Source organism: Bacteroides sp. ET489 (genome assembly GCF_030518095.1).
In the GTDB taxonomy this organism is placed as follows: Bacteria; Bacteroidota; Bacteroidia; order Bacteroidales; family Bacteroidaceae; genus Bacteroides; species Bacteroides ndongoniae.
Window position 1 is genome coordinate 1 of the sequence record NZ_JAULLJ010000033.1, and the last position, 13778, is coordinate 13778.

A 13778-nucleotide genomic window follows, 5' to 3' on the forward strand; every position below is an offset into this window, starting at 1 on the left:
GGGGAGGATCCGCTGGGATGAGGATTTAATGGATAATGGAGAATGAGGAAAATGAAGAATGAAGAATGAAGAATGGAGAATGTGGTATCTCGGCTCCCCTCCTTCTGGAAGGAGGGGTGCCCAACGGGCGGGGTGGTAGGTTTTACGGATTACTGAATATCAACACTTTCAGATACCATCCGACGCATCCCTCCCTGCCTTCCTCCTACAGAAATCACTCGTCCGAGAAGTGCACCAGCACCTGACGGTACGAATTGAATATCTTCGACTTCGACACAAAACCCAGATACTTCCCGTCGGCATCGACCACCGGAAGGTTCCATGCCTGTGTGTCGTCAAAAGTCTGCATCACCTGCTCCATGCTGTCGGTATCGAGCAGGCGCGCCGGAGCCGAAGTCATGAACTTGCCCACCGTGAAGCGGTGATAAAGCTCCTGTCGGAACATGATGTTGCGAATGTCGTCCAGCTGGACGATGCCCAGCAACTTGCCTTCCTGGTCGGTGACGGGGAAGACGTTGCGCCTCGACTGGGAAATGGCCCGTACCATTTCGCCCAAATCCATGTCGGGACGAACCGCAATGAAGTCCTTCTCCACCACGTTCTCCACCTTCATCAGCGTCAGCACGGCCTTGTCCTTGTGATGGGTCAACAGCTCGCCTTTCTTGGCCAGACGCATGGAATAGATGCTGTGGGGCTCGAAGACGATAATCGTCAGATAGGAACTGACGGAAACAATCATCAGAGGCAGGAACAGGTCGTAACCGCCCGTCAGCTCGGCAATGAGGAAGACACCCGTCAGCGGGGCATGCATCACGCCGCTCATCACGCCCGCCATGCCCATCAGGGCAAAGTTCTTTTCGGGCAGGTAGGCCGTCACGTCGAACTCGTTGCTGAAGTGCGAGAACACGAAACCGGCAATGCAGCCCAGATAGAGCGAAGGCGCAAAGATACCGCCACAACCGCCGCCCCCGTTGGTGGCACTCGAAGCGAACACCTTGAACAGGATAATCAGCATCAGGTAGATGAGCAGCAGGTGGCTGTGCCCGTAAAAGAGGGAGTTGTTCATCACCGTGTCCCACTCGGCATTGCTGGTGCCGTTGAGCAGCAGTTCGATGGTGTCGTAGCCTTCGCCGTAGAGCGGAGGGAAGAGGAAGATGAGGATGCTGAGCATGGCACCGCCCACCATCAGTTTCTTGTATGGCTTCTGCAGTTTGGCAAAGACGCCTTCGACCGAATTCATGGCACGGGTGAAGTAGAGCGAAACCAGTCCGCAGAAGATGCCCAGCATGATGACGTAGGGAATGCGCCCCAACTCGAAAGGCTGGTCCAGGTGGAACTTGAACATGGCTTCCTGCCCGGTCACCACGTAGGAGACCGTTGCCGCCGTCACCGCCGATATCAGCAGGGGCAGCAGCGACGACATGGTGAGGTCGATCATCAGCACCTCCAGCGTGAACACCAGTCCCGCTATGGGCGCCTTGAAGATGCCCGCCACGGCACCCGCCGCACCACAGCCCACAAGGAGCATCAGCGTGCGGTGCTCCATCTTGAAGACGGAACCCAGGTCGGACCCGATGGCCGACCCCGTCAGCACGATAGGCGCCTCGGCTCCGACCGAACCACCGAACCCGATGGTGATGGAGCTGGCGATGATGGACGACCACGTGTTGTGCCGCTTGATGCGCCCCTGCCGGCGCGAGATGGCATACAGAATCTTGGTGACTCCGTGGCTGATGTCGTCCTTCACCACATAGCGCACAAACAGTCCGGCCAGGAAGATACCCACTACCGGATAGACCAGATACAGGTAGTTGGCCTCGGTCGTATCGAAGTTCTCCGTCAGGAAGTTCTGTATCCAGTGTATCAGCATCTTCAGTATCAGTGCCGCGAAAGCCGTGAAGATGCCCACCAGGAAGCTCAGGATGAGGATGAACTGTTTCTCCTTCAGGTTCTTCTCGCGCCAGATGATGAAGCGCTGCAATCTGCTTTTATGTTCTTTTGCCATTGCTCTATTCCCGGATTATTTTTATCAGTCCGCCCTTGTCGAGCTTGATGATGCTGGAAGGTTTGGGGTGTCCGGTCTCTTCCTGACGGAAACCCACGATATAGTCGACAGCCGACTTGATTTCCTCGCTGATTTCGCTGAAGTTGGCGGGCGAGGGCTGTCCGCTGATGTTGGCCGACGTCGAAACGATGGCCTTGCGGAACTGCTGGCAAAGGCGTTTGGAGAACGCTTCGCCGGTGACGCGGATGCCTACGCTGCCGTCGGCGGCAAGCAGGTTGGGCGCCAGGTTGCGCGCTCCGGAGTAGATGATGGTGAGCGGCTTGTCGGCCAGTTCGATGAGGTCCCATGCCACTTCGGGCACGTCCTGCACGTAGAAGTCCACCTTCACGGCCGAGTCGACCAGCACCAGCATGGCCTTGCTGTCGGCACGTTGCTTGATTTCGTACACACGGCGCACAGCTTCTTCGTTGGTAGCGTCGCACCCAATTCCCCAGATGGTGTCTGTGGGATACAATATCACCCCGCCCCGGCTCATCACCTCGCAGGCTTTTTTGATGTCTTCTGTCATTTCTTGCTGTATAATTTCATTGATTAAACACGCAAAAATAGTATTTTTGCAGCGATAACTAACAACGTTTCGAAGAAAACAATGGAAGAAATTCACTTTAACCACACACTGCCTATACAACTACGCTTTAACGATGTTGACAAGTTCGGACACGTCAACAACACCGTCTATTTCTCGTTCTACGATTTGGGCAAGACGGAATACTTCGCTTCGGTGTGTCCGCATGTCGACTGGGAGAAGGACGGCATTGTCGTCGTCCACATCGAAGCCGACTTCCTCTCGCAAATCTACGGTTCCGACCACATTGCCGTGCAGACTGCCGTCACCGAAATCGGTACCAAAAGCTTCCGCCTGGCGCAGCGGGTCATCGACACGCTGACGAACGAAACCAAATGTGTCTGCACCTCGGTGATGGTGGCGTTCGACCTCACCAAGCACGAATCCAAACCCCTGGAGCAGGACTGGATAGATGCCATCTGCCGATACGAAGGCAAAGACCTGAGGAAGAAAAAGTAACCTCCTTCATACCCATGCACCATGCCTTACCTGCAACCCTACCTCTCGCCCTTGGGACCGATGACGATGGCCAGCGACGGCCGTTGCCTGACCGGCCTGTGGTTTGACGGACAGAAGTACTTCCCCGACCTGACGGCCGGCACATACGAATGGCGCGACCTGCCCCTGTTCGGTGATGTCCGCCTGTGGCTGGCCGACTACTTCCGCGGCTGCCGGCCCTGTAGTACCCCACCCCTGCAACTCGCAGGAAGCCCCTTCCGCCAGCAGGTATGGAAGCTGCTACAGGAAATCCCCTACGGACAGACGGTGACCTACCGGGACATTGCCCGCCAACTGGCCAAGCTGCAAAACAGCGACAGGGCTGTGGCTGCACAGGCCGTCGGAGGCGCTGTGGGTCACAACCCTGTCAGTATCATTGTACCCTGCCACCGCGTCGTGGGACGTGACGGAAGCCTGACCGGCTATGCCGGAGGCCTCGACCGCAAAGCGGCGCTGTTACGACTGGAGGGGGTTGAATTTCACCAGAATGCAAATAAGCCCTAATTAGCCCATCACACCTTTACCTTATTATTTGGCAGCAGGTTGCCGGAAAAGCACCCTCTCCTGTTCCTGACCATCGGTACGGATAATGACTTCATAGGCACTGTCGGCACCTGTAGCGGTCCCGGCAGGTTTTAAAGCCAATTCCACTTCTTCGTAAGGAGAAAGCGGTTTGATGTCGCCCGAAGCAATCACTTTCCCACCGCAACAGACTTCTACCTGAGAAGGTCGTGAAGCGGAAAGCCCGAAATTACTTATTTTCAGCTTCAACAATCCCTGTTCCTTGTTGTACTGAGGGCGTCGGGCCGAAAGCAAGGCCGGTGCATAGTCGACGTATGGAAGGCGGGCATATCCGTACAGCAACTCTCCGTTCGTAGTGCGTCCTATCAGCTTGGGAGCAAATTCGTCGGGCATGATGCCACTTCCCTTACCACTGAAGACAACAATCAGGTCATCGCCTTCTTTGCGGGTCTTCAAAGGCTTACTTCCCCGTCCAAAATTAACCTCGGTGAACGAACCGAAACGAAGTGACTCGACATCGACGTCGGTTTGAGGAGAAAAGCCGGGTTCGGCTTTTATTTTTACCTCTATCCGCTTGGTAGAAGCTGTGATAGGCTGTTCGTTAAGCACAGAAAGCAAAAGCCCCTTGTTCAAAGGAACGCAAATGTTCTTCGACGAATGACGGTCGCCCGGCTGGTCGCAGCCCTTGATTGTGTCGATTACGGCAAAATTCATCTGCACCGCACGTCCGTCAGGATCCTGAAACACTTTGGCACGCTCGTATTTAAACCAATGTTCCACTTCTCCGTCCTTGTGGAAGGAAATGCCAGGCACATAAGCTTCGCCTTGCTCCGTCACCCAATGTATGCCGTCCTTTGAACGCTGATAAAAGGCTATGCGTCCCAGCCAGTCGTTCACAATCAGATGATACTGAAGGCTGTCACGCCACACAACCGGGTCCTCAAAACGTCCTTCGACCGCCGGATAGACACGCTTGTCGGTGATCTGCTGATACGTAGAAAGACCGTCACGGCTAATCCATACACCGCCACCCCGGCAAACCATGAGGTAAGACCCATCGGCACGACGGGCAAAAGTCAGATTGGAGAAACCTTCTATGATGTTACGATCGCGCGCATCAAAGTCAAACTGCTGATAACACCAGACAGGGCTGTTCTCACTGTCGGCTATGTAATAACCGTCGATGACATAGACCACCACCCTGCCATCGGCCAGGCGGAATGCTTCGGGATTGTGGCCCTTGCCAATAGAGTTTTGGATGCGGAACGGCCCAGACAAGCGGTCGCTTACGGCATGGAAGACGGTGGAATTGGGCCAGAACATGTGACCGTTGCGCGAACGTTCGGGCCAACCGCAAACATAAAGGTGATACTTCCCGTCGGCAGTCTGCAAAATATTTCCACCCCAGAAAGACATGTCGTCCTGTTCGATGCCATTGTCCACATAGCGGTTCTGTACACTATCCGTACCCCAGACATGACTCTTCTTCACCCCATCGGGCATGGGTAAGAAACGGTCCATAAAACGGGCACCGGGCACCAGTTGTTTCCATTCTTCCGGCCGGGGACGTTCCGTGACTTGCGCTGCCAGCGAAACGCACAGAGCAGAGGCCAGAAAACCTGCAAAAAATCTTCTTATCATAGGCATATCAGCTTATCTGTATATTAAAGACTTTTCCTTTCGGGTCTGAAGCCGTCTGTGATTCACGTACTTCATACTCTGAAAAGAAAAGCTTTCTGTTATAAACATTCAGTTTCCACGCATCGGGCAGCCTTACAGTTTCACCAGAATGCGGAACACCTTTCCCGGAGCAGCCGCCCAGTCGGCCATGGCAGTAGCGGCCACTTCGGGCTCGGCGATGCGGCTGATTAACTTGTCAATCGGGCAGACACCCGTCTGCAAGTAGTTGATTACGGCACGGAAGTCGGCCGGAAGGGCATTGCGCGAACCGCGTATGTCAAGCTCCTTCTGCACAAACAGTTTCGTCTGGAACTCTACCGGACTCTTGGCATAACCGATGCACACCACGCGACCCGTGAAGCCTACTTCATCCACCGCCATCACGTAGGTGACCGGACTGCCTACGGCTTCAATCACCACGTCGGCACCCAGTCCGTCGGTCAGCTGCAGCATGCGTTCGTGCACGTTCTCCGTCTTCGAGTTGATGACGTACGTGGCTCCTACCTTGCGGGCCAGCTCCAGTTTCTCGTCGTCCAGGTCGACGGCAATGACGGTAGCGCCGCGCAGCGAAGCACGGACAATGGCACCCATACCAATCATACCGCAACCAATGACCATCACCCGTTCGTTATCGACCACCTGACCGCGCGAAACGGCATGGAAACCGACACTCATCGGCTCGATGAGCGCACAGTCGCGCGACGACATCGACGGAGCGGGAATCACCTTCTGCCAAGGCATGACGGCATATTCGCACATCACACCGTTGCGCTGCACACCCAGCGTTTCGTTGTGCTCGCAGGCGTTGACACGGCCGTTGCGGCACGAAGCACACTTTCCGCAGTTGGTATAGGGGTTCAGTGTCACGCTCATGCCTTTGGCAAACAGGCCTTCGGGTACGCCCTCGCCTATTTCCTCGACCACAGCTCCTACTTCGTGACCGGGCACTACGGGCAGCTTCACCATCGGGTTGCGACCCAGATACGTGTTCAGGTCCGAACCGCAAAAGCCTACATATTCTATCTTTACCAAAATTTGTCCGGGAGCCACTACAGGCTTCTCCATCTCGATGACCCTCATTTCAGAAGGGCCGGTAATTTGTACTGCTTTCATCTTATCAGTTAGTTTATTCTAGTTTCATTATCAATGTTCCATTCTTTATTCTCCACCACTGGAGTCCTGCCTTCCAGACCGCACTTTCCGGCCTTTTGAGCGACACAAGTGTGGCTCGTGAGCAATGCAAGTGTGGCTCGCGAGCCGTACAAGTGTCTCTCGCGAGCCGTGCAAGTGTCCTGCAAAAGGCGTGCAGGTGTCCTTCAGAAGCCGTGTAGCCGCGTATCAGTCCACTACCTTGTAACCCTTCCAACCATAGTAGGCGCAGAAGGCAAAGCAGATGAGCGGAATGATATAGGCAGCGTAGTACAACTGTTCGTTGACGTGCATCAGGTAGGCCGTCAGCTGCGGCAGGCAGGCATTGCCCACGATGGCCATCACAAGGAAAGCCGAGCCGCTCTTAGTCTGGTCACCCAGTCCCTTAAGGGCCAGCGAGAACTGTGTGGGGTACATGATGGACATGAAGAACGAGATGCCCAGCATGGCATACAGTCCCACCATGCCTCCGAAGCCGATCACCACTCCGCACAACACCACGTTGAGCAAGGCATACACCAGCAGCATATCCTGAGGACGGAACTTCACCATCAGTCCCGTACCGATCCAGCGGCCCAGCAGGAAAGCCAGCATATAGAGTCCGAAGTACGTGGTGGCCTCATCCTCGGGCAGCCCCACATACGTACAACAATACACCAGGAAAAGGCTGTTGATGGCCGTCTGTCCGCCGTTGTAGAAGAACTGGGCGATGACACCCCAGCGCAGATGCGAGCGACGCATCACGCCGAAGTCAATCAGCTTTGAGCCGGCTGCCGCCTTGTGCTCCTCGTCGTCAATCTTGGGCAACTTCGAGAAGACGAACACGACAGCTATGACAATCAGCAACATGGCCAGTACCAGGTAAGGCATCTTCATGGCATCGGTCTCCGTCTGAATATAGGCCTCCCAGCCACCGGCATAGTCGGCAGGAAGCGTTTCGCGGGTGTAGTGCGTGCCACTCAGGATGAGCTTGCTCAGGAACATGGCCGAGATAAATGCTCCCAGTCCGTTGAACGACTGGGCCAGATTCAGCCGCCGGGGAGCCGTAGCCGGGTCGCCCAAGGCGGTGACGTACGGATTGGCCGCCGTCTCCAGGAAACACATGCCCGTAGCAATGATGAAGAAGATGCACAGGTAAGCCCAGTACTCCTTCAGCATGGCAGCCGGAAAAAACAGCAGTCCGCCAAACGCCGCCAGCAACAGACCGAAGACGATGCCCGCCTTGTAGCTGTATCGCTTCATGAACATGGCGATGGGGATGGGAAAAATGAAATAGGCCAGCCAGTAGGCCGTCTCGGTGAATGAGGCCTCGAACGTATTCAGTTCGCACGTCTTCATCAGCTGTCGTATCATGGTGGGCAGCAGGTTGCTGCTGATGGCCCACAGAAAGAACAGCGTAAAGACGAGCATCAAGGGGACAGCGTAATTCTGTTTCTTCATAACCGGTCCCTCCTTATTCTGACATGTTCTTGATGTAAGGCAGTTCGGGCAACGCACCGAAGCCGTAGAAGCTGCGGGCATTCGCGCCCAGGAAGAGCCGTTTCTCGTCGTCGGTCAGCTCGGTCGACTTGCTCACGAAGTCGTACGACATGCGGTAGGTGATAGCCGTAATGGTGCGCGGATAGTCCGAGCCCCACATCAGCTTGTCCATGCCCACCAGATCGGCCGCCTCGCGGATAGCGCGTACGGCGCCGCGGAAGGGATAGAACTCGTCGTTGAACAGCCACGTGATGCCGCCCGACTCAATGCGGACGTTCGGATGACGGGCCAGTTTCACCTGTTCGGTCCAGCCCGGCGTGGTCACCATGCCAAAGTGACCGATGGCCACCTTCAGCTGCGGACATTCCTGTATCACCTCTTCCAGTTCGGGCACCTGTGTGGCGCCGTCGGCCATGTCGATGGACAACAGTACCTGCTTCTGCTCCATCAGGTGGAACATGCGCATCATCTCGTCGCTGTTCAGCCATACGCGGCCTTCCTTCAACAGCAGGCGCTGGGCGGGAATCTTGATGCCGCGGAAGCCCTGCTCTATCAACTGCCTGGCCTGCTCGTAGAAGCCCGGCTTGCGGAACTCGCACAGACCGCACACGAAGAAGCGGTCGGGATAGCGGGCAGCCACGTCGGCCAGGTATTCATTCTGTATGCCGTCGATAAACTCCTGTGTGATAACTGCTGCCGACACCTGGGCATAGTCCATGTTCGACAGGAAGACTTCGGCCGAGTTGCGACCGTCAATCATAAAAGGCGGAAGCATCTGCCGCACCTCGCCCATGAAGAGCGAACGGCCGTTCTCCAGCGTACGGATGGGCAGGTCGTCCACCACCGTGTCCTGACGCAGCCACAAGTGGGCATGCACATCGATAATCGGATATTCCATGGCTCACGGTTTTAAGAGTTCGCCCAGCTGACACGCTGCTGGTCGCCGATGATTTCGCGTACTTTCTTCACCAGTTCCCAGTCGATGGGGTCTTCGATGAAGGCCACGTTCTTGCGTACATTCTGCGGGTTGGCCGTGCTGAAGAGGGTCGTGGCAATGCGCGGATTGCTGACAGAGTATTGCATGGCCAGTTTCTCGATGGGGTAGTCGACCGATTTACAGTATTCCATCGCCTTGCGGCAGGCCTCAACCAACGGCTGGGGAGCCGGGTGCCAGGCGGGCACACCGCGTTCGGTCAGCAAGCCCATCGACAGGGGGGAGGCATTGATGACACCTATTCCCTTCGACTCGAAGTAATCCAGGAAGTCTAGCAGTTTGTCGTCGTTCAGGCAGTGGTGGCAGAAGTTCAGAATGCTTTCTACCGTACCCGGTTCAGAGTGGTCGATGACCCACTTCAGATTCTCCAGTTGCAGGTCGGTGATGCCCACGTGTCCTACAACGCCTTTCTCCCGCAGTTCCACCAGTGTAGGCAAGGTTTCGTTCACCACCTGGTTGAGGTCGGCAAACTCGATGTCGTGTACATTGATCAGATCGATGTAGTCGATGTTCAGGCGTTCCATACTTTCGTAGACGCTTTCTGTGGCGCGTTTGCCAGAGTAGTCCCACGTGTTGACGCCGTCTTTGCCGTAGCGTCCTACTTTGGTGGACAGGTAGTACTTGTCGCGGGGAATGTCTTTCAGTGCCTTACCCAGCACAGTTTCGGCTTTGTAGTGTCCGTAGTAGGGCGATACGTCGATGAAGTTCATGCCCAGTTCGATGGCTGTAAACACGGCTTCGATGCCTTCTTTCTCTTTAATGTCATGGAATACTCCGCCCAGCGACGAAGCTCCGAAACTCAGGGAAGATACTTTCATTCCCGTCTTACCGATTTCATGGTATTGCATAATCTTGTGTTTTTAAATGTTGATTTCTATACAGGCAAAGATAGGGGCAATCCGTTCCCCTTCCCTCACATAGGTCCGTAAAAAGGCACGTAACGGTTTACGTAAAAAGAATTGTCTGTTTTGCTGGCTTTTCAGCCGAAAAGTATTTTCTTTGCAACTGAAAAGAATCCTAACAACGCACCGATGGCAAACCCGAAACATATCTCCCTAAAAGACCTGGCACGCGAGCTCGGCGTGTCGGTGCCTACCGTGTCGAGGGCGCTGAAGGACAGCCCCGAGATAAGTGCCGACCTGCGCACCCGCGCCAAACAGCTGGCACAGGAGCTGAACTACCGCCCCAACCCCTTCGCCATCAGCCTGCGCAAAAATGCTCCGCGCATCATCGGAGTCATCGTGCCAGACATTGTCACCCATTTCTTTTCCTCCATCCTGAGCGGCATCGAGGATATGGCCATTGCCAACGGGTACTTTGTCATCATCACGACCTCGCACGAGTCGTACGAACACGAAAAGAAGAACATCGAGAATCTGGTCAACATGCGTGTCGAAGGCATCATCGCCTGCCTGTCGCAGGAGACGACCGACTTCGGCCACTGGGCGGCACTGGCCGACATCAACATGCCTGTCATCCTGTTCGACCGCGTATGCCTGACTGACATGTTCTCTACCGTCGTGGCCGACGGCGAACACTCTGCCCAGATGGCTACGCAGCACCTGCTGGACAACGGAAGCAAACGGGTGGCCTTCATCGGCGGTGCCAACCATCTGGACATCGTACGGCGAAGGAAACACGGCTACCTGGAAGCCTTGCGCGAGAACCGCATCCCCATACAGAAAGAGCTGGTGGTATGCCGCAAAATAGATTACGAAGAGGGGAAAATTGCTACTGAATCGTTGCTGTCACTGCCCCAGCCTCCCGACGCCATACTGGCCATGAACGACACGCTTGCCTTTGCCGCTATGGAAGTCATCAAGAGTCACGGGCTACGCATCCCGCAGGATGTAGCCATTATCGGCTATACCGACGAACAGCACGCCAACTATGTAGAGCCCAAATTGTCGGCCGTCTCACATCAAACCTACCGCATGGGCGAAACCGCCTGCCGCCTGCTGATAGACCGCATCAAGGGGGACAAAACCGTCAGACAGGTGGTAGTGCCCACCCGTCTGGAGATAAGGGAAAGCAGCATCAAGTAACGGGTTGCCGCTGTGCGGCGCTCCTTTCCCCGATGCTGCCGTTTTCCGAAATTATCAATCGTACAGATAGAACATCCGTTCCATCAGTTTCCACTTTTGTGAAGAAGTACTGCCGGGAGCACACTCCTGGAATCGGGCTACACAGTCTTCCCACTCCGCCTGACGGGGAAGATGCGCCAAACGCTCCATGGCCGAATCCCAGTCGAAATCGAGCGGAGTCTCGACTATCATGAACAGCTGGCTTCCCGAAATATAAATCTCCATCTCCAGGATTCCCACCGAACGGATACCTTCGCGTATCTCGGGCCAGGCATTCTCCCGACTGTGGATTTTCCGGTATTCGGCTATCAGTTCCGGATTGTTCTTCAAACTTAGCGTCTGACAATAACGCTTCACAGGCACAGCATATTCTCTCGTTTTATAACCTTGATTGGGTTGCATAAAAAATAATTTTAATTGATTATTTAAAATAACGGAAACGGAAGTAACAAAAAAAGAATTGCTCCTGCATCACAAGCATTCTCCCTGCCCGATACCCGGCCAATAAAAAGACGTACATCGGTGCATGTAGAACTGAAAACAGAAGAACATTCCCATTTTTTACTCCAGCCAATGGCTGGCAACAACACCTCACTGTGTTCTTCCTGATTCCGCGACATTCGGGTTATGATGAATGTAAAGTTAGGTCTTTCCTTTTGGATATACAAATCTGCAACAAACTATTTGAACCGGAACAAGTACCCCCTTGTTCTTTCCCTTGCCGGCATGCTCTATGCAGACTTCCCAACTGTAGCATGCAGGCATCGGACAAACAGGATATCACGAGTAAGAAAGAAATAAACCGAAGTCATTCTTGTTTAACAAGAAGAATGACTTCAGCTATTTATATTCTGACGCACGTTTTCATTATTTCCTGATTCTGAACACCGGCGCAATCTCGTTCAGCCGCTTGGCGGGGAGCTCGATTTCCAGGCCGGCGGAGGTGCGGGTGAACTTCACTTTACCGTAGCCCAGCAGTTCGACTTTCTTTATCTCGTCGGGGTAGAGTTCGTTGCCGGCAGAGAGGGATTTCACAGTGACTTTACCATTCTCGGGCCATGCCAGAACGGTGACATATAGGTATTTTTTGGTTTGTGTAAAACGGATCTCCTGCGCTGTGGCCTGTCCGTAAGATCCTTCGTTGAAGCCCTGGGCATTGATTTTGATGTCGGCACTGGCAATGGGGCCTTCGCCGAATACTTTCCAGGGACGGGTGTCGTAAATGGCTTCCTTATTGATATTCATCCAGTCGCCAAACTCGTTGAGGATGGCTTCTTCTTTCTCATCGAACGTACCGTCGGCGCGCAGAGGGACACTCAACAGCAGATTGCCGTTCTTGCTGACTACGTCCATCAGCAGTTTCACTACGTTGGCAGCAGACTTGTAGCCGTTGTTCTCGTAGATAGAGGTATTGTAGTGCCAGCCACCGATGCAGGTACAGGTCTGCCACGGCTCGGCGACGATTTCATTGGGCGCGCCGCGTTCCACGTCCCATACCAGAGCTTTGCGTTGGTTCTCGTCGAGTATCTTGCCGAACATAACGGCTTCCAGCTTACCCTTGTGGGTGGCCATGCTGTGGTTGTAGAAGTGGGCGGCTATTTTCAGTCCGGCGTCGCTGATGGGATAGAACGGGGCTACCGTCACATCGAAGTACAGCATGTCGGGATTGTAGCGGTTGATGACGTCGAGTGTACGGTTGTAGAAGTTTGTGACGTACTTCTGTGTGGGGATGCAGACTCCGTTTCCCCAGGCCCACTGGCTGTGAATCATGCCGTTATCCCAGCTGTTCTTGCTCAAGGGATGGTTCTGGGCGTAGAGGTCCTGCGGGTCGTAACCTTCCCACCACTTGCCTTTGCCGTCTTCCTTGGTCAGCTTGCCGTCGTAGGGAATGCCTTTCTTGGGACCTTTCGTGTCGTGACGCTGCGAGGGTTCGTACCAGCTCCAGGCGTGGTCGGCATGCAGGCTGACGCCGAAATAGAGGCCATGCTTGCGGGCTGCCTTGGCCCAACCTTCGAGGATGTCCTGCTTCGGACCCATGTTCACCGAGTTCCAAGGCTGATACTGGCTGTTCCACAGGTCGAAGTTGTCGTGATGGTTACCCAGGGCGAAAAAGTATTGGGCACCTATCTTCTTATAGAATCCGACCAGCTTGTCGGGGTCCCACTTCTCGGCCTTGAACAGGGGAATGATATCCTTGAAGCCTACCTCGGACGGGTGACCGTAGTTCTTCACGTGGTAATTATACTCGTTGGAGCCTTCCATATAGAGGCTGCGCGCCATCCAGTCGCCGGAGCCTTCGACGCATTGTGGTCCCCAGTGCGCCCAGATGCCGAACTTGACATTGCGGAACCATTCGGGTACCTGATAGTTTTCCAGCGACTGCCACGTGGGCTCAAATTTGCCGGTCATCATCGGCTCGTCCTGCTCGGACACGGGTACTTGATAATTCTGTGCCGAAGCAACGCTGGCTGAAAATAGTAATGAGAATAGCAGAATCTTGTTCTTCATAAGTAGTGTTCTGTTTTGGGTTAATTGAATCGGGTTATAATTTGACAGCACAAAAATACACAATAAGGTCAGAACTATGATAGAACATTTTCGACCATATATAGCACAAAACCGACAATCTTAGCAGTTTTTATCCGAATCGATAGAACAAAAGCGACAAAAGCTTGCACTATTCCGATATTTTCTTTGATAGTTACAACAGAAAAACTACCTTTACCCCAGATTTTCAAACAC

General features: G+C 54.2%; 12 protein-coding genes. 3 read left to right on the plus strand and 9 right to left on the minus strand.

The features are described 5' to 3' along the window. Positions 1-214: 214 nt before the first annotated feature. Positions 215-2005 carry a chloride channel protein gene (locus Q3C19_RS14695; protein WP_071150549.1) on the minus strand — a complete coding sequence of 597 codons (1791 nt, stop codon included), beginning with the start codon at positions 2003-2005 and terminating at the stop codon, positions 215-217. A 4-nt stretch (positions 2006-2009) separates the two neighbouring features. Continuing rightward, a complete protein-coding gene (locus Q3C19_RS14700) occupies positions 2010-2573 on the minus strand; it encodes an L-threonylcarbamoyladenylate synthase (RefSeq protein ID WP_302730304.1) in 564 nt (187 codons plus the stop codon). Positions 2574-2654: 81 nt separating this feature from the next. Here Q3C19_RS14700 and Q3C19_RS14705 point away from each other — a divergent pair, with 81 nt between their 5' ends. Both Q3C19_RS14705 and Q3C19_RS14710 read left to right on the plus strand, forming a co-directional pair. Then, positions 2655-3089, plus strand: a complete 435-nt coding sequence (locus Q3C19_RS14705) for a thioesterase family protein (RefSeq protein ID WP_022161944.1) — start codon at positions 2655-2657, stop codon at positions 3087-3089. A 21-nt stretch (positions 3090-3110) separates the two neighbouring features. Continuing rightward, entirely contained in the window at positions 3111-3632 is a 522-nt protein-coding gene (locus Q3C19_RS14710; protein ID WP_302730306.1) for a methylated-DNA--[protein]-cysteine S-methyltransferase, read from the plus strand. Between the two features lie 24 nt (positions 3633-3656). Here Q3C19_RS14710 and Q3C19_RS14715 read toward each other — a convergent pair whose 3' ends face one another. From Q3C19_RS14715 to Q3C19_RS14735, 5 genes are all read right to left on the minus strand, one after another. Then, positions 3657-5291 carry a glycoside hydrolase family protein gene (locus Q3C19_RS14715; RefSeq protein ID WP_302730308.1) on the minus strand — a complete coding sequence of 545 codons (1635 nt, stop codon included), beginning with the start codon at positions 5289-5291 and terminating at the stop codon, positions 3657-3659. A 132-nt stretch (positions 5292-5423) separates the two neighbouring features. Beyond that, positions 5424-6443: a zinc-binding alcohol dehydrogenase family protein gene (locus Q3C19_RS14720; protein WP_302730310.1), complete on the minus strand. Its 1020-nt coding sequence runs from the start codon at positions 6441-6443 to the stop codon at positions 5424-5426. A 225-nt stretch (positions 6444-6668) separates the two neighbouring features. Then, positions 6669-7919: an L-fucose:H+ symporter permease gene (gene fucP, locus Q3C19_RS14725; protein ID WP_302730312.1), complete on the minus strand. Its 1251-nt coding sequence runs from the start codon at positions 7917-7919 to the stop codon at positions 6669-6671. A gap of 13 nt (positions 7920-7932) precedes the next feature. After that, on the minus strand, positions 7933-8856 hold the full coding sequence (locus tag Q3C19_RS14730) for an amidohydrolase (RefSeq protein ID WP_302730314.1): 924 nt from the start codon (positions 8854-8856) through the stop codon (positions 7933-7935). Positions 8857-8867: 11 nt separating this feature from the next. Further along, entirely contained in the window at positions 8868-9800 is a 933-nt protein-coding gene (locus tag Q3C19_RS14735) for an aldo/keto reductase (RefSeq protein WP_302730316.1), read from the minus strand. A 183-nt stretch (positions 9801-9983) separates the two neighbouring features. Between Q3C19_RS14735 and Q3C19_RS14740 the strand changes: the two genes are divergently transcribed. Next, positions 9984-10997, plus strand: coding sequence for a LacI family DNA-binding transcriptional regulator (locus Q3C19_RS14740; RefSeq protein WP_288912000.1), 1014 nt, complete (start codon positions 9984-9986; stop codon positions 10995-10997). A gap of 54 nt (positions 10998-11051) precedes the next feature. On the opposite strand, the gene Q3C19_RS14745 is transcribed toward Q3C19_RS14740, so the two are convergent. Together Q3C19_RS14745 and Q3C19_RS14750 are read right to left on the minus strand one after the other, a co-directional pair. Further along, positions 11052-11438 (minus strand): L-rhamnose mutarotase, encoded by a 387-nt coding sequence (locus Q3C19_RS14745; RefSeq protein WP_288911999.1) that lies wholly within the window; start codon positions 11436-11438, stop codon positions 11052-11054. 465 nt (positions 11439-11903) lie between these two features. Further along, positions 11904-13544: an alpha-L-fucosidase gene (locus Q3C19_RS14750; protein ID WP_302730319.1), complete on the minus strand. Its 1641-nt coding sequence runs from the start codon at positions 13542-13544 to the stop codon at positions 11904-11906. Between the last annotated feature and the right edge of the window lie 234 nt (positions 13545-13778).